At 34.0% G+C, this 22350-nt stretch carries 27 protein-coding genes; 17 read left to right on the top strand and 10 right to left on the bottom strand.

Annotated features, from left to right (window positions below):
- The first annotated feature begins 6 nt into the window (after positions 1-6).
- Positions 7-1359, top strand: coding sequence for an aspartate aminotransferase family protein (locus ACX5JI_RS12860; RefSeq protein WP_459501433.1), 1353 nt, complete (start codon positions 7-9; stop codon positions 1357-1359).
- 53 nt (positions 1360-1412) lie between these two features.
- Here ACX5JI_RS12860 and ACX5JI_RS12855 read toward each other — a convergent pair whose 3' ends face one another.
- Positions 1413-2570, bottom strand: a complete 1158-nt coding sequence (locus tag ACX5JI_RS12855) for a cation:proton antiporter (RefSeq protein ID WP_459501432.1) — start codon at positions 2568-2570, stop codon at positions 1413-1415.
- 274 nt (positions 2571-2844) lie between these two features.
- On the opposite strand from ACX5JI_RS12855, the gene ACX5JI_RS12850 reads away from it, so the two are divergent.
- Together ACX5JI_RS12850 and ACX5JI_RS12845 are read left to right on the top strand one after the other, a co-directional pair.
- The gene (locus ACX5JI_RS12850; protein ID WP_459501431.1) at positions 2845-3678 is read left to right on the top strand and encodes a MerR family transcriptional regulator; all 834 of its coding nucleotides are present in this window, start codon (positions 2845-2847) and stop codon (positions 3676-3678) included.
- 165 nt (positions 3679-3843) lie between these two features.
- A complete protein-coding gene (locus tag ACX5JI_RS12845) occupies positions 3844-5199 on the top strand; it encodes an MATE family efflux transporter (protein WP_459501430.1) in 1356 nt (451 codons plus the stop codon).
- Positions 5200-5218: 19 nt separating this feature from the next.
- On the opposite strand, the gene ACX5JI_RS12840 is transcribed toward ACX5JI_RS12845, so the two are convergent.
- Entirely contained in the window at positions 5219-5896 is a 678-nt protein-coding gene (locus ACX5JI_RS12840) for a DUF421 domain-containing protein (protein WP_459501429.1), read from the bottom strand.
- A 180-nt stretch (positions 5897-6076) separates the two neighbouring features.
- Between ACX5JI_RS12840 and ACX5JI_RS12835 the strand changes: the two genes are divergently transcribed.
- The 6 genes from ACX5JI_RS12835 (at position 6077) to ACX5JI_RS12810 (ending at position 10309) form a co-directional block, all read left to right on the top strand.
- Positions 6077-6658: a YdcF family protein gene (locus ACX5JI_RS12835; protein WP_459501428.1), complete on the top strand. Its 582-nt coding sequence runs from the start codon at positions 6077-6079 to the stop codon at positions 6656-6658.
- Between the two features lie 112 nt (positions 6659-6770).
- A complete protein-coding gene (locus ACX5JI_RS12830; RefSeq protein ID WP_459501427.1) occupies positions 6771-7088 on the top strand; it encodes a magnetosome magnetite crystal formation protein family in 318 nt (105 codons plus the stop codon).
- Positions 7089-7213: 125 nt separating this feature from the next.
- A complete protein-coding gene (gene nfsA, locus ACX5JI_RS12825) occupies positions 7214-7948 on the top strand; it encodes an oxygen-insensitive NADPH nitroreductase (RefSeq protein WP_459501426.1) in 735 nt (244 codons plus the stop codon).
- A 187-nt stretch (positions 7949-8135) separates the two neighbouring features.
- Positions 8136-8957 carry a GNAT family N-acetyltransferase gene (locus tag ACX5JI_RS12820; protein ID WP_459501425.1) on the top strand — a complete coding sequence of 274 codons (822 nt, stop codon included), beginning with the start codon at positions 8136-8138 and terminating at the stop codon, positions 8955-8957.
- A 199-nt stretch (positions 8958-9156) separates the two neighbouring features.
- The gene (locus ACX5JI_RS12815; RefSeq protein WP_459501424.1) at positions 9157-9696 is read left to right on the top strand and encodes a sigma-70 family RNA polymerase sigma factor; all 540 of its coding nucleotides are present in this window, start codon (positions 9157-9159) and stop codon (positions 9694-9696) included.
- 1 nt (position 9697) lies between these two features.
- Positions 9698-10309: a PH domain-containing protein gene (locus ACX5JI_RS12810; protein WP_459501423.1), complete on the top strand. Its 612-nt coding sequence runs from the start codon at positions 9698-9700 to the stop codon at positions 10307-10309.
- 89 nt (positions 10310-10398) lie between these two features.
- On the opposite strand, the gene ACX5JI_RS12805 is transcribed toward ACX5JI_RS12810, so the two are convergent.
- Both ACX5JI_RS12805 and ACX5JI_RS12800 read right to left on the bottom strand, forming a co-directional pair.
- On the bottom strand, positions 10399-10863 hold the full coding sequence (locus tag ACX5JI_RS12805) for a VOC family protein (protein ID WP_459501422.1): 465 nt from the start codon (positions 10861-10863) through the stop codon (positions 10399-10401).
- A gap of 128 nt (positions 10864-10991) precedes the next feature.
- Positions 10992-11594, bottom strand: a complete 603-nt coding sequence (locus tag ACX5JI_RS12800) for an HD domain-containing protein (protein WP_459501421.1) — start codon at positions 11592-11594, stop codon at positions 10992-10994.
- Between the two features lie 177 nt (positions 11595-11771).
- Between ACX5JI_RS12800 and ACX5JI_RS12795 the strand changes: the two genes are divergently transcribed.
- The 6 genes from ACX5JI_RS12795 (at position 11772) to ACX5JI_RS12770 (ending at position 15174) form a co-directional block, all read left to right on the top strand.
- Entirely contained in the window at positions 11772-12677 is a 906-nt protein-coding gene (locus ACX5JI_RS12795; RefSeq protein WP_459501420.1) for a DNA-binding domain-containing protein, read from the top strand.
- Between the two features lie 169 nt (positions 12678-12846).
- Entirely contained in the window at positions 12847-13572 is a 726-nt protein-coding gene (locus tag ACX5JI_RS12790; RefSeq protein ID WP_459501419.1) for an AzlC family ABC transporter permease, read from the top strand.
- Positions 13563-13874 carry an AzlD domain-containing protein gene (locus ACX5JI_RS12785; RefSeq protein WP_459501418.1) on the top strand — a complete coding sequence of 104 codons (312 nt, stop codon included), beginning with the start codon at positions 13563-13565 and terminating at the stop codon, positions 13872-13874. Before ACX5JI_RS12790 ends, ACX5JI_RS12785 begins: the two co-directional genes overlap by 10 nt.
- A gap of 62 nt (positions 13875-13936) precedes the next feature.
- Positions 13937-14107, top strand: a complete 171-nt coding sequence (locus ACX5JI_RS12780) for a DUF3951 domain-containing protein (RefSeq protein WP_459501417.1) — start codon at positions 13937-13939, stop codon at positions 14105-14107.
- Positions 14108-14198: 91 nt separating this feature from the next.
- Positions 14199-14789 carry a TetR/AcrR family transcriptional regulator gene (locus ACX5JI_RS12775; RefSeq protein WP_459501416.1) on the top strand — a complete coding sequence of 197 codons (591 nt, stop codon included), beginning with the start codon at positions 14199-14201 and terminating at the stop codon, positions 14787-14789.
- The gene (locus tag ACX5JI_RS12770; RefSeq protein WP_459501415.1) at positions 14779-15174 is read left to right on the top strand and encodes a DUF5367 family protein; all 396 of its coding nucleotides are present in this window, start codon (positions 14779-14781) and stop codon (positions 15172-15174) included. The genes ACX5JI_RS12775 and ACX5JI_RS12770 overlap by 11 nt, the downstream gene beginning before the upstream one ends.
- A 67-nt stretch (positions 15175-15241) precedes the next feature.
- Here the strand turns inward: ACX5JI_RS12770 and ACX5JI_RS12765 are convergent, their stop codons facing one another.
- The 6 genes from ACX5JI_RS12765 to ACX5JI_RS12740 all read right to left on the bottom strand — a co-directional run bounded on the left by ACX5JI_RS12765 (position 15242) and on the right by ACX5JI_RS12740 (position 19785).
- Positions 15242-15601: a hypothetical protein gene (locus ACX5JI_RS12765; protein ID WP_459501414.1), complete on the bottom strand. Its 360-nt coding sequence runs from the start codon at positions 15599-15601 to the stop codon at positions 15242-15244.
- A 12-nt stretch (positions 15602-15613) separates the two neighbouring features.
- Complete coding sequence (locus ACX5JI_RS12760; RefSeq protein ID WP_459501413.1) at positions 15614-16219, bottom strand: dienelactone hydrolase family protein; 606 nt, start codon at positions 16217-16219, stop codon at positions 15614-15616.
- Positions 16220-16222: 3 nt separating this feature from the next.
- A complete protein-coding gene (locus ACX5JI_RS12755) occupies positions 16223-16558 on the bottom strand; it encodes an antibiotic biosynthesis monooxygenase family protein (protein WP_459501412.1) in 336 nt (111 codons plus the stop codon).
- Positions 16559-16742: 184 nt separating this feature from the next.
- Positions 16743-17786 carry a chitinase gene (locus ACX5JI_RS12750; protein ID WP_459501605.1) on the bottom strand — a complete coding sequence of 348 codons (1044 nt, stop codon included), beginning with the start codon at positions 17784-17786 and terminating at the stop codon, positions 16743-16745.
- A 537-nt stretch (positions 17787-18323) separates the two neighbouring features.
- Positions 18324-18503, bottom strand: coding sequence for an H-type small acid-soluble spore protein (locus ACX5JI_RS12745; RefSeq protein ID WP_459501411.1), 180 nt, complete (start codon positions 18501-18503; stop codon positions 18324-18326).
- Between the two features lie 67 nt (positions 18504-18570).
- Entirely contained in the window at positions 18571-19785 is a 1215-nt protein-coding gene (locus tag ACX5JI_RS12740; RefSeq protein WP_459501410.1) for a helix-turn-helix domain-containing protein, read from the bottom strand.
- A gap of 118 nt (positions 19786-19903) precedes the next feature.
- Between ACX5JI_RS12740 and ACX5JI_RS12735 the strand changes: the two genes are divergently transcribed.
- Together ACX5JI_RS12735 and ACX5JI_RS12730 are read left to right on the top strand one after the other, a co-directional pair.
- The gene (locus tag ACX5JI_RS12735; RefSeq protein WP_459501409.1) at positions 19904-21172 is read left to right on the top strand and encodes an MFS transporter; all 1269 of its coding nucleotides are present in this window, start codon (positions 19904-19906) and stop codon (positions 21170-21172) included.
- 164 nt (positions 21173-21336) lie between these two features.
- Complete coding sequence (locus tag ACX5JI_RS12730; protein WP_459501408.1) at positions 21337-21864, top strand: outer membrane protein assembly factor BamD; 528 nt, start codon at positions 21337-21339, stop codon at positions 21862-21864.
- Positions 21865-22350: the final 486 nt, after the last annotated feature.

The following is a 22350-nucleotide window of genomic DNA, read 5'->3' as shown; positions in this document are numbered from 1 at the left end:
TGTATGATGAAAGCGAAACAATTAGATGGATTACTAGTAAAGGATGAGCAGTATGTATGGCATGGTATGCGGCCCTTTAGTCCAAATAGTACGATGATTGGAGCAAAAGCAGAAGGCTGCTGGGTGGAAGACATAGAAGGAAAGCGTTATTTAGATGGAATGAGTGGTCTTTGGTGTGTAAATAGTGGGTATGGAAGAAAAGAGCTTGCTGAAGCTGCATATGAACAATTACAAACATTGTCATATTTTCCGATGTCGCAATCCCATGAACCTGCAATTAAACTTGCTGAAAAGTTAAATGAATGGCTTGGAGGGGAATATGTCATTTTCTTCTCTAATAGTGGATCAGAAGCGAATGAAACTGCATTTAAAATTGCTCGTCAATATTATGCACATAAAGGTGAATCACATCGTTATAAATTTATGTCACGGTACCGTGGATATCATGGAAATACAATGGCGACGATGGCAGCAACAGGGCAAGCACAGCGCAAGTATCAATATGAACCATTTGCGTCAGGATTTTTACATGTTACACCGCCAGATTGTTACCGAATGCCTGGGATTCTATCACAAAACATTTATGATGTAGAGTGTGTGAAAGAGATTGACCGTGTTATGACGTGGGAGTTAAGTGAAACAATCGCTGGATTTATTATGGAACCAATTATTACAGGTGGTGGTATTTTGATGCCACCGCAAGATTATATGAAGGCTGTCCATGAAATCTGTCAAAAGCACGGTACTTTATTAATTAGTGATGAAGTAATTTGCGGATTTGGTCGCACTGGAAACGCGTTTGGATTTATGAATTACGATGTGAAACCTGATATTATTACAATGGCAAAAGGGATTACAAGTGCATATTTACCGTTATCTGCAACAGCGGTGAAGAAAGAAATTTATGAAGCTTTTAAAGGTAAGGGAGAATATGAATTTTTCCGGCATATTAATACGTTTGGTGGGAATCCAGCCGCTTGTGCGTTAGCGCTTAAAAACTTAGAAATTATGGAAAAGGAAAATTTAATTGAGCGTTCTGCACAAATGGGATCGCTATTACTAGAGCAATTAAAAGAAGAAATAGGAGAGCATCCACTTGTTGGAGATATTAGAGGAAAAGGGTTACTAGTTGGGATTGAGCTAGTACATGATAAAGAGACAAAAGAACCAATTGATAATGATAAAATTACAAGTGTAGTGAATGCTTGTAAAGAAAAGGGATTAATCATTGGACGGAATGGAATGACAACAGCAGGTTATAACAATGTCTTAACATTAGCACCGCCTCTTGTTATTTCAAGTGAGGAAATTGCTTTTGTTGTTGGAACATTGAAGACAGCGATGGAATATATTTCATAATAAAAAGCAAGCCGTTATTTGGCTTGCTTTTTATTCGTGCTGTGATTGATGATTCATGCACTTTGCTTTAATTGTTTATCTTTAACACCGAAAGAATATTTCAACATTGGCGGTGTAATCATTGTTGTTAAAATAACGACGATTACAATTGCTGTAAAGTAATCTTGTGCTAGTAACCCAGAAGTAAGCCCCTGTCCTGCGATGATAAGAGCAACTTCACCTCGGGAAATCATACCAGATCCGATAATTGTAGATGATTGAAAATCAAAGCCTGTCATTCGTGCTCCAAATCCGCAACCAATTAGCTTTGTTAATACAGCAATTACCGTTAAAGCTACGATAAACCACATTTTATCTCCAATACCTGAAAAGGTAATGTTCATACCGATACTTACAAAGAAAATTGGGACGAACATTGCATAAGCAATCGGTTCTACTTTCTTTTCTACTTCATGTTTATAATCCGTTTGTGAAATCGCAATACCTGCTGCAAATGCCCCGATAATACCAGCGATTCCTAATAGTTCACCAAAATATGCAAAAGCGAAACAAATAATAAGAGCCGCACTAATAATAGACTCTGATACGCGCAGTGGTGATAACCAACGCATAATCATGGGAACACCTTTCCAGCCGATTAGGATGATAGCAACAAAAAAGACGATCTTTTTCAAAATAATCATCGTTAAGCTCACATCACCTGAACCTAAGAAACTCATGGCAAATGCTAGTAGAATCACAACAAGAATATCATCAAATACAGCGGCGCCTAACATCGTTGTACTTTCACGCGTCTTCATTTTTCCTAAATCACGAAGTGTTTGTACAGAAATACTAACACTTGTTGCGCAGAGAAGTAATCCTAAAAAGACCGCATTAGCTTGTTCCATTCCCATTACAATACCTGCAACGTAACCACCTACAAATGGAAGAACGATACCACCAACAGCAACAGCTAAAGAGGAATTACGATTTTCATTTAGTTCTTTTAAATCTGTTTCTAGACCGGCCATGAACATAAGGAGAATAACACCTACTTGGCTTAACTGTGTGAGTAAATCTGAATTGTCGATCAATCCTAATACAGCAGGACCGACAATAATACCGACAATTAATTTTCCAAGTACGGAAGGTTGACCTAGTCTGACGCTAATGTCACCGGCAATTTTTGTACTTAATAAAATTAATGCAATTTGAAAGAAAAATTCCATCTCATTTCTCCTTTTTCGTGTTTGTCTTTATCATACGATTTCTCGGGATTTGCTTAATGTAAAATATGTAATACACATTAAACAAGAGGTCTTTATACAGGTTCTTTTGAACTTGTAATTTGAACTTGTAATAAATATATAATAAAGTTCAAGAAAAATCAACGTTAAATAGCAGATTTTCATTGCGGAAGATTCATTTTGAATAAGGAATATATGTCTATATAATGAAGAGATAGAAAAGAAAAAATGATTTGAAAGAAACGGAGTAAGAAATATGTTATTGAATCAACGTTTTACAATTGGCGAAATGGCAAAAATGCATAATATTGCGGAATCAACGTTACGTTATTACGATGAAAAAGGCATTTTTCACCCAGCAATTGTTGATCCGCAAACGAACTATAGATACTATACAATTGATCAATTTTCCCTGTTAGATACTATTAAATTTTTACGGCAATTAAATATTTCTTTAAAAGAAATTAAAGTCTATATTGATGAGAGAAATCCATCTTATGCGTTGAATCTACTGGAAAAGCAACAAGAACTGATGTTGAAGAAGCAAAGAGAAATTGAATATGCATTGGCGAAAATAAATCATAAAACTGAAATGCTGAAAGAAGCTACTGCTTCAAAAGCGAATGATGTGACATTTAAACACATACAAAAGAGAACAATTACAGCGCTATCTATTGTGCCCAATATAACAGATGATATGTTTGAGTATTATATCCATTCACTTCAAAAAAATATGAAACAAATAGATGATAGCTTATTTTCGGGGGATATTGGGGTGACAGTGTCAAAAGAAGGATTGCTTCGAAATGAATTTCAAGCATATAACAGTGTTTTTATTCTTCTTGATTACATGCCGTTTCAAATTACTACTTCAGATGAAATTAAAGAAGGGATGTTTGCTTGCTCCTATCACCACGGACCGTATGAAGAAACAGATGGAACTTATAAAAAACTACTATGGAATATTGAAGAAAAAGGATACGAAATAATAGGGGATGCGATAGAACTTGCTTTAATTGACTGGTCTGTCACGGAAAATCCAAAAGAACAAGTAACAGAGATTCAAATTCCAGTAGTAAAGAGAAGGTAAAATGCATAATGAAATCCAATTTATCCCGATTCGTGAAGGCTAATAATCAGTGGAGGAGGAAGAAAACCCTCATTGATTAAAGTTTCACTTTATAATTCTTTCTTGACCTTCAAGTTACTTGAAGGTTTACACTGTGGAAAGAGAATTGTAAAGGAGCATTTTGTTATGGAAACAACGGAGAAATTAAGAGAAACACCAATAAAAAGTTTATTTATATCGTATTTAATACCAGCGGTTCTCGGAATGGTATTAATGTCTGTGAATATTGTAATTGATGCCGTGATGATTAGCCGCGGTGTTGGAGCAAATGGATTAGCAGGAGTGAATGTTGCTGTACCGGCTTTTTCCATCTTCTTCTCTATATCATTGTGGATTGGAATGGGCGGGGCTACATTATACTCCATTGCGTTAGGAGAAAATAAAATCGAGCGAGCGCGATCTATTTTTACACAATCAATGATAGTAGCCGTTGTAATTGTAGGTATATTAATGGCTATTTGTTTATGGAGAATAGAAGATTTAGCGTATTTATTTGGAGCGAATGAAGTAATTTTGCCGTACGCATTAGACTATTTAACGGTATTATTAACATTTGGAATGATATATGTGTTAGAAAATATTTTAAGTACATTTATCCGTAACGATGGAAATCCCAATTTAGCGATGGCGGGTCTTATTGTAACGGCGTTATTAAATATCGTCTTTGACTATATTTTTATCTTTATATTTGGCTGGGGTGTAACAGGAGCAGCAGCAGCGACGATTCTTTCAGCTGCAATTGGTTTTCTTGTTTTGTTAAGTCATTTCTTTAGAAAAAGTAGTATTTTAAAATGGACGAAATTTCATTTTGAATGGGAGACAGTGAAACAAATCATGGTGATTGGTTTTCCAAGTTTCACTACCGAAATAACGGTAGCAATTGTAACAATTGGATTTAATATAGCCTTTATTCAATATGCAGGGGAATTAGGTGTTGCCTCATACGCGATGGTAAACAGTATTCACTCTATGACGCTTTTGCTGTTCTTTGGGGTTGGAGCAGCCCTGCAACCTATTGCAAGCTTCCATTACGGGGCGAATTTACCTGAACGGTTGAAAGAAGGACTACAAATTGCAGTAAAGACAGCTATTGCACTTGGATGTGTAGCCATTGTAATAGGACTATTCTTTGGGAAATATATTATCGGTTTATTTGATGTTCAGTCGAAAGAATTACTCAAGCTAACAGTAACGGGAATCAGTCTTTTCTTTATTCAATATGTATTTTTAGGATATAACATCGTGTACGGAGAATATTTTCAGTCAGTAAGACAAACAACAAAATCAGTTTTTATTATTTTAAGTCGTGGATTATTATTTATTATTCCACTACTTTGGATGATGCCGAAACTGTTTGGAGTGAATGGAATTTGGCTTGTAATGCCGGCTGCAGAATTATTAACAGCGATTATTGTATTTGGAATGAATCGTATTGTTCATCCTGTATCTGTACGGAATATAAACAGAGAACATGTAGTATGATAGAAATCCCCTTAGTAAATTAAGGGGATTTCTTATGTTTTAGGCTAATTGCAAAAGAACCGTCAGTTTCTTGAACAGAAGCCAATGCAATATTTTTTATGTCTGCAAGTCCTTTTTCTAATAGCTCTTTACGGAGCCATTTTTCATTTTTATGAATTAGTTTTAAATTATCATATTGAATCTGTGAATCAACGATAAGGGCGATTGGTAGACCAGCATATGTAACATCCATATTCATATCTTTAGGAGTGAGAGGAATAAGTTCTCTTTTAGGTAAAATGCTAATTGCACCATTTGCCTCTAAAATCGCATATTCGATTTCATGTACGCTAGGATATCCCGCTACTCTAAGATTAGAAAGCAATTCAGCTATTGGATATCTGCTTTGTTTTAAGTTTTCGAATAGAATATTTCCATGTTTAATTAAAATCGTAGGCTGACCAAGGATAAAACGATTGAGTTTATTTAGTAGACTAAGTTTTGTAATGAACAGGTGAAGACATGTAATAACGATCATGCCAACAATACTTTGCCCACTCCCATCGACTGGTATCGCTTGAAATGCTAAGTAAGATAAAAAAATAATGGCGCCAAAATCATGTGGTGTAAGCTGTGCCAATGCTGATTTTCCTAATAGCTTAATCGCTATAATAAATAGTAAAAAAAAGAATGTTACATTACATAAAAAAGCAATCAATGGTCGCACCTCTTATATAAAAATTGTGCTGTAAATCGTGTATACGTTACTCAATATTCCCATAACTATTATAAATATTACCTTTTAAGGATAAATAAAGGTAATTTGGAAAGTTGAGATGTACAAATAAATAATTGAATAATATGATGAGAATATAGAGAAAAATAGGAGTATGTGTAGATGTTAAAGAAGAAAAAAATGATTAAGTATAGCTTAATGTTAATTATGATCGTAGTAGGTTATATGAGTATTTTACAATATAACATATATAAGCATGGTCATATGAAAGCACCAGATGATGCAGACTACATGATCCTTTTAGGGGCAAAGGTGAAAGGGAGCAAGCCTTCATATTCTTTACAATATCGAATAGATAAAGCAGCGGAATATTTAAAAACACATGAACAAACAATCGTTATTGTATCTGGTGGTAAAGGAAAAGGTGAAAATATTTCGGAAGCGCTAGCTATGAAACAAGGATTAATGAAACAAAATATTGCAAAGCAAAGAATTATTATGGAAGATCGTTCAACAAATACCGATGAGAATATTGAATTTTCAAAGGCACTTATTCCAGAAAATAAGAAAAAAGGGCTGATTGTCACAAATGATTTTCATATGTTTCGGGCTAAAAAAATTGCTGAGAAACAAGGGTTAAAGATAGAGGGTCTTTCTGCAAAAACACCTAAACCGATTATCGTTCAGTCAAATATAAGGGAATATTTTGCGATTACACAGTATTGGTTAACGAATCGAATATAGTGATGAATCTTACAAAAATGTAATATGTGTGAAAGGTAAAGCGATAGTTTCTAAAGTAGTTACATGACATAATAAAGGTAACAAAAACAACGAAACTTTAGAGGTGAATCGTATGAAAGGCAATAATATTTTATCTTCTCTTTGTTACTTTAGTATTTTCTTTGCACCATTCTTATTACCAATTATCGTCTACTTTATTGCGGAAGATGATGTGAAATATCATGCGAAAAAAGCATTATGGACACATATATTCCCATATGCGATTTTGTTTGGTGGATTAGCAATTGCAGGTGGATTCGGTTTAAGTTTTGGACAATCAACAAGCGTTGGAATTGGAGTAATTGTGACGTATGTAACTTTTGCAGTTGTAGCAATTTATTACTTCATTTGGAATATTGTCAAAGGTGTTAAAGTGTTGAAAACAGCTTAATATAAAAGGATCAATCGCAAAGATTGGTCCTTTTTACATATCATCTCCCGGTGAGCATATCTTTTGTATGTAGAAAAAGAATGTGTTACTTATTGAGTATTCAGATTATAAAGGTGGGGAAAAATATGAATGAAATGATACATAGAATGGAGCAACACACATCAGTCCGTAAATATAAGCAGGAACCAATTTCGAAAAGTGTAGTTGAAAGAATGGTACAAGCAGCACAGCATGCCGCATCATCACATTTTGTTCAGGCATATTCCGTTATGTATGTGACAGATGAAAAGTTAAAAGCGCAATTAGCAGAGTTGTCAGGTAATCGTCATGTGAAAGAGTGCGCAGCATTTTTTGTTTGTTGTGCAGATTTCAAGCGCTTGGAAAAAGCGTGTGAGAAACATGGAACAGAGATCAAGCATGATAGCACCGAGGACTTTATTGTATCCACAGTAGATGCATCGCTATTTGCGCAAAACTTAGCACTTGCTGCAGAATCACTTGGATATGGCATTTGTTATATTGGAGGAATTCGTAACAATCCAGAAGAAGTGAGTAACTTGCTTCATCTACCAGATAAAGTGTATCCAGTGTTTGGAATGACAGTTGGAGTACCGGATGAAAGCCATGCAGTAAAACCACGTTTACCAGTCGCAGCGATCTTACATGAAAATGTATATGATGAGAAGAAATATGATGAATTACTAGAAGAATATGATCAAACAACGAATGAATATTACAAGGCACGATCTACGAATCAAAAAGATGTGACATGGACCGAATCAATGAGTGTTTTCATGTCAAAAGAGAAACGGATGCATATGAAGGGATTTTTGAGTGAAAAAGGGTTTAATAAAAGATAAAGGATAAACAAATCTGCATTAGCAGGTTTGTTTTTTTACTTAAGGATGTGTCTTGGAAAAACAGTGAAGAAATAGAAGGTATTACCCTTTCTTTTCCAGAAGATAGAAAGTTATTGCTGGGATTCATAGATTGTACAGTAGGTGATGAAACGTAAGCTCTGATAAATAGGAAAGGAAAGAAAAAAAGATGATATACGAATTGCAGAAAGACCAGTTTATGAATTGTAACCACCTTCTACAAAAGGAAAGGCAAATTGAAGTGCAAGCTATTATTGAAGGAAATAATTCGGGCCGAGTATTTGTTGACAATGTGACTAAACCACGTTCTGGTCTAGTATGGCTTGGAAATTTAGACGGTTTTGTATTTATTGGTGACGCAAATAATAAAATGTTTAACCTTGATATAAAAAAGGTTTTAAGTGAACAAATTGCACAAGAAGCAGCCCGGCTGGATTTGAAGTGGTTTGAAGGTTTTGGTTATCAAGTAGGATGGGATCGTACAATTGGAGAAATATTGTGTGAACAAGCATACGAAGAATCCAATCAAAAAGTATACAAGTTATATGAAGATACATACAAAAGATACAATGAACCAATCATTGATGAGGCATATACAGTATTAAAAATAACGAAGGAGAATATAGCAGCATACGCTATGCTTGAGCAATCATTTTTTGTTTCACAAATTATATCGTTTTGGAATTCGGTGGAATCATTTTTGGGAAAAGGAATTGGGTATGTGATTTTGCATGAAAATCAAGTAGTGAGTCTTTGTTTTTCAGGATTTGTAAGTGAAAATACGCATACGGCAAATATTGAGACAGTTTTGGAACATCGAGGGAAAAATCTAGCAAAGAAAGTTGCACATGCATTTGTCAGGGAATGTTTCAAACAAGGTTGTGTACCCTATTGGGACTGTATGGAAGTGAATAAACCTTCAATTGCTGTAGCAGAGAGCTTAGGTTTTATAAACATTTTTAATTACATTGTATATGAGTATCAATTTTAATTCGATTAAAGAGAATAAGAAATGCCCCAAATAAAAAAGAATGTATCAGTTCTTTTTATGTTTGGGGTATTTTTTGTTACGCTGTATATGGAATTTTTAACATGAATTAAAAAAATTTACAAAAGTGATAGAAAAAGAGAATGAAATACCAATAGTAAGTAAACGCAGCTGTTGAAGTAAGTAAGAGAGGAAGGCGCATATGATGTTTAAATCTGAAACAGATTTAATTATAGGTATGAAAAGCAGAAATCAAGATGTTTTAAAAGAAGTAATTGATCAATATGGAAAGCTGATTTTTTATATTATTCACAAAACACTTTGTACACCTCATGAAAAACGATATATAGACGATTGTTATAACGATGTGTTTACAATTGTTTGGTTTAATATTGATCAATTTGATCTAGAAAAAGGAAATTTAAAATCGTGGATGATCGGTATTACGAAGTTAAAGGCACTTGAATATAGGAAAAGGGCCTTGAAGGAAAGTGTGACTGCAAAAGAGTTTGAATGGGAACAGGGAATTCGTGATTCTTATGAAACGGAAGCAGAAGAGGAAATTATGACGATTGTAAAAGATTTAAATGAAAAAGATCGATATATCTTTTTAAAGAGGTATATAGATGGTTATTCGATTGAAGAAATATCAAAGGAGTTACAAGTTACAGCAAGCTATATATATAATCGCATTTCTAGAGGGAAGAAGAAAATTCAAAAGTTATGGAAAGGTGGAATATAACATGGATAAAAGAATGTTATCGATGTTAAATGAACTGCAATATTCAGAAGAAGAGATTGCGCAACTTGAAAAAGAAGCAAAGCGTACTATAGAGATAGATAAGTATTATGTAAGAAATGGAGCATTGTTAAGAAAATTAATACTTCAAACGTTAGAAAAAACGATTCGGGATGAATTAAAAAAAGGTGAAGAAATAGAAAAAGAGTTGCTCGTTGAAGAAGGTGGAATTGTAAATTATAAAGTGATACCGAATATTATGACTGCTGGAGCTGTCTTCTATTATTATGTGGTGTTAACAAATAAAAGGTTATTATTAAAAGGATTAGATTGTTATTATAAACAGGTTAATGAGCATGAGATTCCGTTAGATACGATTGATGAGATATCACAGAAGGAAGAAGAGCCAAATGTATACGGAATTAAGGTGGAAAAAACATATATCAGATTAGGTAGTAAGGAAAAGTGGGAAGAGTTACACGAAATGATGTTGCTATTGAAAGAAATGGGAATCAATAAAGGGAAATATAATGATTTTGAAAAAAAGTTTTTGATTGGTTTGACAATTTTTATTGTAGTAACGCAAGGACTTCTGTTGATGAAATATATTTTGTAAGCAAAGCGGATTTGTGTAAAGCCGCTTTGCTTCATATTTTAAAAGGTGAAGAATTTTAATACGGATTGCATTTGAAATCAACTTTCCTTTCATAAATAGGATCGTGACAGTGTAGCCCATTCTGCTAAAGAAAGTTTCTCTGTAATATGCTTTAATCCATTGGGAACTTTAACGAAACTAATAAACTCAATACTATTATCGTCTGGATCTTTAAAATATACAGAAGCATTGCCTTGGCCGGGGCGAACAAAAGGTTCAATAGTATTTCGATTACCAAATGGAACAGGATCGATGTTTCTGTCTTGAAGCCATTGAATGGATGCATGAAGAAACTCAAAATCTACTTGAAACGCAATATGGCGAAGAGAAGGATGATACGGAGTTTTATATTCTTCTCCTTCCCAAAGACCGAGCCAACTTTGTTCTTCTACAATCCAAAGGAAAGCGGTAGTCTCATATCTTTTATATAATTTTAAACCTAATGATTCATAAAATGGTATAGATATGTCTAGATTACGAACGGGTAAGTGAGCTTCGTATAATCCTTTAATCATAAAATAATACCTTCTTTCTTCTGTTTTGTATTTTATTGTAATGTATATATTCCTACAATGAATCGATAAAAAGGGCGGGGGATAGCTCATACGAAAGTATGAAAAAACAGCTCATCATAGATGAGCTGTTACTGTTTACACGCCTCGACATCAATGCCGGCAGCGATTAATTTTTTTTCGCCTTCTTGTTCAATTATTTTTTGTAATTTTGATAAGAAGGAGTCAAAGTCTGTATGTTTTGCCACTTGGAATGTCATTTTATGTTCGATAGGAAGCCACGTATCGATGTCGGCTTCGTTATGCTGAATTTTCACTTCTAGTTTATCCAGCGCATTTGCAACTTTCGCTTCGTACGTTTCTTTTGCTTCAAACTCCATCCATAAATCATATAGTTCATCCCCAAGAGGCCCTGCTAACGTATGTTTAATATTTAAAATAGCTTTTTGTTCATTTTCTTGTTTTTGCAATTGTAGTTGTTCACTATTCATTGTATCAAAAGCAGGAATATCTCCAGCTTCTGCTTCCACTAGGTCATGGATAATCACCATTTTTAATAGTTTTTCCATGTTTACTTTTTCATCTAAATAAGGCTGAACTAAAACAGCCATAAGCGACATACGCCACGTATGTTCGGCAACACTTTCTTGGCGACCGTTCGACAGCCAACTGTGTCTCATTTCATATTTCAGTTTTTCTGCTAGTGCAATGACTTTTAAAATGTTATGTTCCATCTAAATCCCCCTCACATTACTATAAATTAATCTTAATATAAAAATAGAATGTGTCAATTTTATGTGAATTTGACGGATAATTTAGAAATATTGTAAAATATTTTTATAATATTCTTTATTTTAATAAAAAATAAGTAGAATATAAAAATTGTAAATGATGAGAAGGGTGGGGGTATCATGTATCAAAAAACAGCAATTCATGTACTGAGCCTTTTGAAAAATATAGAAAATGAAAGAAGAAACATGCAGGAAGTTCAAGAAGAGTGTAGGAAAATAGAGAAGCAATTCCATGTAACATATGATGAGTTAATGAATTTATATACTAAAATGGCCGCCTTTCAAAGAGATATTGAAAAAATAGGCGGCATATTAGTATATGAGCATTCACCAATTATGTGGTTAAAATCGGAGCTGGACTTATTATATGCTACGTATCAGTTTTGTCAGCGTTACGATTTAAATATTGCAGATACTTCAAAGGCGATTAGTAAAGAGGGTTTACAGTTGTTTCCGAAAACAGAAAGTCAACTGCAGAATACGTACTATAAACTAAAAAAACAAGAAATACCACTTGAAAATATAAAAAAAGGAAAACCTGGGCGTAAAAGAAGAACTGGATTAGGAAAGGATGTTGATGAGAACAGGGATGACACAAAGGGTATGGTGGCTCATTTTGAAAAGACAGAAAATAACTTAGTTACGATATTATCAGGGATTGTCGATAATTTTGAAACAATTGGTGCACAAGGGGGAAAACAAGAACTATATCAATTTATGGAAGGGATTTATAAGCTCTCTAGCATGGCAGCCGGACGTGTGAAAGAAGATCATGAACAAGGTTTACACCAAGAACTTCAAAATCTTCGTGCTGAAAATGAGAAATTAAGGTATGAAAAAGAGGAACTTATTTCTAGTATGAGAAAAATGACAAATGAAATGAACCATTTTATTGAGAGTTCTGATATTGATCAAATTCGAACTTTACCGTCTTTTGTGAATGTATGTAAACAATATCTGGAGAAAAATAAAATTCATCATAAAAAAATAGATACAAGAGGACAAGTAATATCTATGAAACAATGAGAGGCTACTTTCTATTGGATTGTAAGAAGCTGATAGGAAGCAGCTTTTGATTTCTTTTGTTAAATGATAATGCGATGTTACATATGAAGAGGGGAGTTTATAGGTAACAACATTTAGTTCACGTTGTAACAGGTACACGCTTGATGCACGAAACGAAGGGGGAAGTGTGATGGTAAGGGCTGAAGTACAGATGACAATCAATGAGAATGAAACATTTCAGCAAGGAGTGAAAGACTGTTTACCGACTGTATTAGGGTATTTAAGTATTGGTATCGCAGCGGGTGTAATTGAAAAAACAGCGGGGTTTTCATTAGCAGAAATCGCGTTAATGTCTACTTTGATTTATGCTGGTTCCTCACAATTTATACTTGCTGGTATGTTTGCGGCGGGAGCACCTGCTTCTGCAATTATTTTCACTGTATTTTTTGTTAATTTACGTCATCTGTTAATGAGTGCTGCACTTGCTCCGTATTTAACGAAAGTCCCTTTTGTGAAAAATATGATCATTGGTTCGCAAATTACAGATGAAACATTTGGTCTTGCAGTTCAGCAAGCTTCAAAAAAGAAATATTTAAGTGAAAGCTGGATGCTCGGTTTAAATGTGACCGCATATTTAAATTGGATTATTGCAAATGTCTTAGGAGGTATTTTTGGTGAGTGGATACCAAATCCTCATACGTATGGTATGGATTATGCATTACCAGCTATGTTTATTGGATTATTTGTGCTGCAGTTAATGAGTAGTCATCCAAAATTAGCAATTCATCTTAGTGTTGGGATTGTGGCAATGGTAATCGCATATAGCATACATTTCTTCGTTCCAGCAAGCATCGCAGTAATATTTGCGACACTTACAGCAGCGACAATAGGGGTGGTGATTGAAAAGTGGAAGTAAGAATAGATGTGTTATTACTCCTAATTGGAGCAGGGATCGTTACGTTAATTCCGCGCCTATTACCGCTCATTGTATTTAGTAAAATACAGATTCCAGATTGGGGTTTAAAATGGTTAAGTTATATACCAATTGCAATACTCGCAGCCCTTCTTGCTGAAGTGCTCTTTATGAAGAAAACGATGCAATGGGATTATATAATCGCAGCAATTCCGACATTTCTTGTTGCTATCTATACACGTAGCTTATTAGGAACGGTGCTAACTGGAGTGATTGTGATTATTTTGTTACGTTTGTTTTTATAACAAGGATTCAGCCTATCGTCTATCGAAAAATGTAGTATCGTGATTTGAAAAGGGGTGGTGTTATGATCATTTTAACAATAGGTGTTATTCTATTTACGTTGTTTATCTTCTTCCTCGTTGGTCTACTTACTTTTACAATGCTTGTGAATAAAGCAACTCCGCAAATTTATTATACACCTTGTGATTCTATAACAATGCAATCCCGTAAAAAAGCGAGAGGAAAGAGAAGTTGATTGTAGGCTTTTCTTTCTTTTTTTATTTATTTGATTTTTCTGTATAATTGAGTTAGTTATCTAACTAACTCATAAGTAGGAGGAGAGTAAAATGGCAAAACCGAATGTTGTAAATAAGCAACAATTATTGCGAGCTGCAAAAGAGATGATTGCTGAGCAAGGTATGGAAAAACTAACGTTAAAGGCAGTTGCAGAAAGAGCTAATGTTACACAAGGGACTGTATATTATCATTTTAAAACGAAAGAACAATTGCTACTTGAAGTAACGGAGTCATTTTGTAAGTCATCTTGGTCACAAGTTGAAACGGATTTTTCGGTGGAAAAAGCGTTACATTCTGCTAAAAGTAGATGCACGCAAGATTCTATGTACCATCATTTGTTTTTTCAATTAGTAGCAAGCGGATTGCAAAACGAAGTGATAAAAGAAAGACTTGGTGAATTGCTCCATTACGAAAATCAAGAATTACAAAAGGGGCTAGTGCAAGTATGGGGAGAGACATCGCCAATTGAAGAAATCTCAAATGAAACTTGGAGTGTTATGTGTAATGCATTAATAGACGGATTAGCATTGCAAGCATTATTTAATTCCGCGTTTAGTGCAGCAGAAATGTACAGTGACTTGGTGCTGTTTATGGAAAAGGTAGTACCCTTGCAGGGAGGGACAGCAAATAATGAAAAATAAATTGTGGATTACTATTTTGTTGTCTATAGGTATATGGTTTGCAGCGTCAACCTTTTTTTACGTATTTGGAGCGACTGTTTTAGTAGAAATATCCGCACCTTCATTTATGAATAGGCTCCTTCTTCTAGAAATCGGTACGGCATTATCTTTATACATCGTAATGTGGTTGTATCGAAAAATAGATTCATCGCGATATGCTCTCATAAAATTAGGGATTTTCGGCACCGGAATCGGATTGTTTTTAGATACTTTCCTTCTCTATTATTCTTCTAGCATTTTTCCAACACTTTCATCACAGCAAATTTTAACTTTCACAATTTGGATGGTAATCGCGTATGCACTCTATCTATTTATTCCTGTTTGGATGGAACGTGATAATTTTTAAGCTACATACATGGACGATTCTATAAAAAAGGAGCTGATTCTAAAAGTTCAGCTCCTGTAAACCAAACTCACATTTTCGAAATTCCTTGTAATAGCACACCAAAAAGTAAGCTAATGAAAGAAAAAGCGCCGACCGACACAGAAATAATGCGGTTGTTTTTCCATTCTTTTGTGAAAACCATAAATCCTAAAATACAAAGAAAATACCAGATTGGTAGAAAAATAAAGTCGCTTATATAGTCGGGAAGTAAGGCATAAAAACTAGTCAAAACTAAAATCCAATGTCCAAGAAATAAAGTTATAACGATAAAGGAATGTCGATAAGGACGGTTTACATATTTTTGATTTTTAAGAGTGATGAAAATGAAAGCTAATGTTATAAGAATGATTAGAAAGACGAAAGGAAGTAAAAGCAATGTAAATGCCATATGAAAGCTCCTTTAATGCATTTGTTTCAGTATGTTTTTTTGAAGAAATATATCTATCGTTTCGTATGTTTGTTTTGTAGATTCTTCATTATATTTTACAGTGTAAGGATCTAGAAATCCATGATCTCCGGTCATTTGCTTTATATGTAGAAGAGGATTATTTTGTTTTTGCAATGTTGTAATAAGGGAAGAAACGGAACAGTTCATTTCTGTTTCTGGAAAAATTAAAAGAGTAGGACATGTAGGAATCATATAAGGATAGTCTCGTATGCGAGAGCCATAGCAGCCAATAATAAAATGAACGTTTGGATTGTTGCTACATAGCCACGAGATAGTTGCGCCAACGCTAAAGCCTATGAGTCCAATATATGGGTAGTTGTTTGAAAGCTGTATAATCATTTCTTCAATTTTTTCTTTTCCATATTGGAATCCAACATTTTGCATAAAATAAGAGTAAGCTTTTTGTTCATCATCATAAGGAAAAGGAGCATTTAATTGTAAAAGGTTTGGGCAGAAGACATCGATATGTTGGGAAGAGAATGTAGTAACGACATCTTGCATATGCTCGTTTACTCCATATATCTCGTGTACAACAATAAGGGCTACTTTTTGATTCATACGTTACATCCCTTTCCTATGAAAATCATATTCTTTTTCAACAAGGCAGATTCGCATATGGAATTGTTCATACCATTGTTCGCGTCCTCTTTGTCTTGCGATAGTATGTGCTGCATTTTCTCGCCATCGTTTAATTGCTTCAAGTGACTCCCAATATGAAATTGTAATACCAAGACCGAATGTATCCCGTACGCTTTCAACGTCTATAAATCCAGGTTGCTCTTTAGCGAGCTTTTCCATTTCTTCAGCAACTTCGCCATAATCAGTCGTGTCTTGTGAAAGCTGAGAAGTGAATATAACTGCGTAGTAAGGAGCGTTGTTTCGTTTTTTTATAGACATAGGATCCTCCTCTAAAAATATATTTACGAATTATATTGTATCATAAGGATAGCAGAGTGGATGATGTTATCGAGAAGCAACAATTTTTATAGATTAGTTTGTATGACCTATATGTGTTTCAAGTTTTTGCTAGTAAAAAAGACAGACCTCTTAGAGATGGAGGTCTGTCCAAAAATAAATAGAATTAATCCATAGACACAAGTTTATTGGAAGTTGATGGTGTTTCATTTTTTATTTGATTATTATTATGAATCATTGGGCCATATGTTTTGACAAAACTATAATTGTAAGGGCTTCCGTTTTTGTTTACACCTGCATCCCAGTTCACAGACCAAGTCATTAAGCCTTTAATTGGATTTCCATCTGCTTTTAAACGTGCCAATGCATTTTGAACAGCTTGTGGTTCTTTTACATAGCCATTAGCTGCGGCGTCATTATTAGAAGGGATACCAAGAACTAACTTATTTGCTGGAATTTGAACAAATCCAGTTCCATGAATGATAGAGTGGGCCATCGTATATAAGAATTCTTCCTTCACAGCGTCATTATTTTGGGCAAGCCATTTTCCATTTGCTGCTGTAACACCATCTCCGCCTTGATTGTATAGTTGTGGATTAATAAAGTCATAGTATCCTTCTAGTGATGTAACGTAAGGGACATAACTACTTGCTGTTCTTAAATATGGAAACTCTGGAGCCATTGTAATTATAAAATTTTGTCCTTTTGCCCGGTAATGATTTTTAACTATTTTTAATGCTGCGGGAATAACAGTTTGATTATCTCCCGCTGTAATAGCGTTTTGTTCTAAATCAATGTCTAAACCGTCGAATCCATAAGTTTCTACGAGGCGAATAATTTCATTAGCAAGGGCCTGCTCGTCTCCTTTTTTTAGCTCAATGTGAGCATCTGCACCTCCTAATGCAATTAAAACCGCGCGACCTTGTTCATTTAGTTTACCTACTTCTGTACGAAATTCCGTATCTGACATGTTGTATGGCTTGAAAGTTGGAATGCGGTCATTTGTATTCGCCTTCATAAAAGATACATCAACGATATTATAGTCACTTGGAATATTTGCTAAGGTTAATTTTCCAGAGGTACCTTGCTGATACCCATCGTGATTCCCTTCCCAATTATGCCAATAACCAACTAGAACATTTTTATTTTCTATAGATGGCATGCTTGAGGAAGCATCAATTTCTTGTGCATGTGAGATAGATGGTTGCATAATCGTTTCAATTCCTGCTGCTATAATGCTTAAAGTTAATGAGATTTTTAAACTACTAGAAAGAAATTTTTTCTTTTTCATATATTTACCTCCTTTTGATAACAACGAAAAACATGAATTTTTTTATATTAATAGTTTTTCTTTTCTGAGCTGGTTTCAGTATCTTGTAGAGAGATAGGTGAGGTTGTATAGATGTAATAACTAGCGTGATTTTATCATAATACATTACGGATGGATTTTTAATATAAAAACAAAAAAAATCGATAATTTTATGTTGAGAAAATTTAGAATGTTCATAATATCTTGTTCGTATCAATCAGTACAAATGGTAATTTGAATGGAAATAACTCAAGAGAGAAGAGAATTGTAGAGTTCTAGAGGATCTATTTCATGTTATGTATGTTAGAAAAAGTAAGTGGGAACATATTTATGATGAGTCAAGATGTTATAATTAGTTTATATATATGATTTAAAAGATGTATGTTGCGAAGAAAAATATAAGAAATCCCACTTCAAATAAAACTGAAGTGGGATTTCTTATATTTCCTCCAGGCTATGAACTGGGACGGTTAATTCACGATCTGGGTTTGTTACTTCATATATTCGGGCGGTTTCATTGCTTTCATCGACATGTTGAATCATAACTGGCATGCCTTGAAAACTGACATGTGCTTGTTCTGATGACTCGGAAAGCTCTTTTGCACGTTGTACATTCATTTTACATTCCTCCCATCATTATTATTTTTGCTAAAAAGGAGGAATAATATACCAGTTTGAGATGAGTTTAAAGTTTTTGTATCATTTGTAATGTTTCTTTAATAAACACAGTAAATGTCGAAGTAGGGAACTCTTGTATCGCATGAAAGGCTTCCATTGCTTCTTGAAGTGCTTTTTGTTTATTCTTGAGCTCCATATAACAAAGGGCACGGTAAGCTCCCCCGGTTATAACCCACGCTTGATCTAGCGGATGAAGCATGTAATCTGGAATTTTCGCTTGTTTTAAGGTTTCTAATGCCTCTTTATATTGTTTAAGGCCATATAAGGCTTTTCCTTTTTCTACGTAATAAAGCCCACTTTCTATAAATGTTGGCTCGTTCTGGAGTTTTTGTCTAAATTGCTTTAGATGTTCTAAGGCTAAAGTATACTCATTCACTATTGTGTTATAATAATAAGCTTTTAATATATCTATATTTGCAATGGATATCGTCTCTTCTGTAAAAATAGCAAATTGCTCTGATTTATTTATATAGTGTAAATATTTATCTTTATCAGCTACTAATACCTTTTGATAAGAAAGAATTCGATATAATTCACCTGTTTTATAATAGACTTGATGTTTTTTTGAGAATTCCAATGCTTGTAAACTAACCTTTTCACAGTCCTCATAATTACCGTATGCGAGTAAAACGATTGATTCAAATAAGAACAGTTCTATTTGTATAATAAGGTCCATTTCCAATTGTTTTGCTTCATACTCTTTTCGAATAGATGCAAGAAGTTCTAGACATTCTTCATATTTTTTTCGTGTAAATAATATATTACAGAGCATTAAACTTGTTTGTGTACTTTCACGATATAAAGCATATTTTTGAAAAATTGCCCCAGCTTTTTCAATATAAGAATATATGTTGTAATCTTTTATGGGAAAGGCAGCACTTATAAATTGTTTATATAAACGGGCTGTATTTAAAGTGGGCGGTAGTTCCTGTTGAACAATAGGTAACAGTGTATCATATACTTCTTCAAACTTCTTATGTTTAATAGCCTTTTCCATTTTGGGCAGCAGTTTTTCGACTTCTTCATTCTCTTCTTCCAGTAAAAAACTCGCTTCACAATCAAGCTTACTCGCAAGATATTGTAATGTCTTCATAGAAGGTGTTGCTTTTCCATTTTCAATTTGACTCAGCATACTTTTCGTTAACTCTGCTCCAGCTAATTCTGTTTGCGTAAGCCGTTTTTCTTTTCGTAATGTTTTAATTTTTTCACCGAGAGTAGCCATATAGTTGCTCCTTTAGTATAAAAAAGTTAAATAGAATTAAACTTTTTGTTGTCAAAATTTAATAAGTAATTATATAATAAGTTTAACACAATTTAATCTTTTAGGGGAGAGTGACAAAATGGGAGACGTAAGTATAGGCCAAAGTGATCCAAGGATGAAAGTTGCAACGAGGAATATTATTTTAATGATGATTGGAAAAATGACTTCTTTATTAGGTGCAGGGATTTATACATTTGCAATGTCGTTATATGTTTTAAAAACAACAGGATCAGGTGTAGGATTTGCAACTACTCTTATTTGCGGTTCGGTACCAAGGATAATATGTGGACCAATTGCTGGGGCAATAGCGGATCGTGTAAATCGCCGATGGCTCATCATTGGTATGGACCTACTCAGTAGTTTGACGATGATTATAATGTTTATTCTTTCTACTACATTTGGACCATCACTTTTATTTATTTATATTTCAGCAGCACTATTATCAATTTGTGCAGTTTTCTATTCAGTTTCATTTACTTCTTCTATTCCAAATTTAGTGGATGAGGAGCGGATTCAAAAAGCGAGTGCTTTAAATCAAACAGCGGATTCGTTATCGAGAATTTTAGCACCGATCATTGGTGGGATTATATTTGGGTTCTTTTCCAATACATCCTTTTTTCTATTAAATGGTATTACATTTTTCTTAGCTGTTATTGTACAACTATTTATTGTATTTGATTTGTATAAAAAAGAAGTAGAGCAAGATAAGGGGCATCTTTTAACAAGTATAAAAGAAGGATTTCGATATGTGAAACAGCAGCAAGAAATATATGGACTCCTAAAAATTTTTCTTGGGGTTAATTTTTTTGCGAGTGCACTTTTTGTTGCCTTACCATATATTATTGTGCAAAATTTACATTTATCCTCTCGGCAACTTGGTACTGTAGAGGGAATGTTAGCGGTTGGGATGTTAATTGGAGCAATTATTTTATCTGCTCGTAAAGCAACAAATAAACCGTTTCGTTTCATTTATATCAGTTTGTTCTTGTTTGCATGTTTAAGTTTAAGTACAGCTTTTCCGTTACTAGTTACTATGCCAATGATAGCAAACTTTATTTATTACATCGTTTTTGCGCTTCTTAGTGGTATTGCAATAATGGGAGTCAATATACCAATGCAAGTACATATTCAAAAAACAACAGACCCAGGGTATTTAGGACGTGTTTTTGGGCTTCTTGAAACACTTAGTACAGCAATTCTGCCACTGGGAACAATTTTGTACGGATTTTTGCTAGATATGATTCCAACTAGCACCGTAATGTTAACAGTAGGCGGTGGGCTACTGTTAGTGGTACTATTTGGCATAAAGCAGCAAGGTATGAAAAAACAAGCAAATGTGTCAGCGTAACTAAAGAGTTATCTTTGTAGGAGAATTCCATCTCATTCATATGTGAATGAGGTGGAATTTTTCATTTTTGAAAGTATTTTTGAGGTATGATACATTTAACAAAGTATGCATAAACTCAAATTGATTTGGGATAAGTGTTTAACAAAGAAAAAGGAGAAAACATCATGAGAAAAATAAGTATTATTATGCTTGGTTTGTTGTTCATAATGACTGGATGTAGCGGTAATTATGATACTTATATCGAAACAGGTATGCAAGCGTTAAAAGATGAAAAATATAGCGATGCAGTCATGTGGTTTGAAAAAGCTGAAAAAGAAGAAGGTACAAAAGAAGCAACAGCTTCTAAAGAAATCGCGCAGCTGATGGAACATGGCGCAACAGCTTTAAAAGACGGTAAATATTTAGAAGCAAAAGAAGATGCAAATCAAGTATTACAAAAGAAAAAGGACGCTACGCTTGAAAAATCTGTACAATCCAACGCAGAAAATATGCTTCAAGATGCAAAAGATATTGAGGAAAAAGAAAAAGAAAGAATTGCGAAGCAGCGAAAAGTGAACGAAGAAGGAATTGATAAAGCACTAAAAGCTGTAGATAGTATTGATGAAGCAAAAGAAAAGCAGAAAAAAGTTAGAGAAGCGTTGGATAAGGCTGAGGATGCACAAGAAAAAATAGAAGCGAAGAAGAATCAATAGAATAATATTTGAAAGTTATGCATAAATCCAAATTAAAAAACGAACATCAACCCATTCTTTTCAGATGGATGAGAGCATCCGGCCATGGATAGAAGCGGTCAGTGCCTTTTTTAGCCCCATGCCAAGTGAAAACAGAAGGAGAAAATGAGTGAAGGTCTCTGTCTGTTCTTCATAACCATAATGTATCTGTTAGAAAATCAAATTGGATTTATATATATGAGCTGTCGTTTAGTACGACGGCTTTTCTTTTTGAACGGTTTAGCGAAGCATCATATAATTGTGAAGGTTACCAGGAACTGTTTTTTTGTTAGTGTGGAATAATATTTAGGTAGAGAATAGACCTTAAAAAATATAGGGATTCCTCTCATGAAAATAGGATAAAAATATTTTTTTGTTATAATTAGAAAATTTATTTTTGTTACAAAAACTTGAATTTCCGACATTTCATAAGAAAAAGGACTATAATAAAATCATAACCTATTACAA

This window comes from Bacillus sp. C1, assembly GCF_054570475.1.
This window is presented reverse-complemented; position numbering and strand designations above follow the sequence as displayed.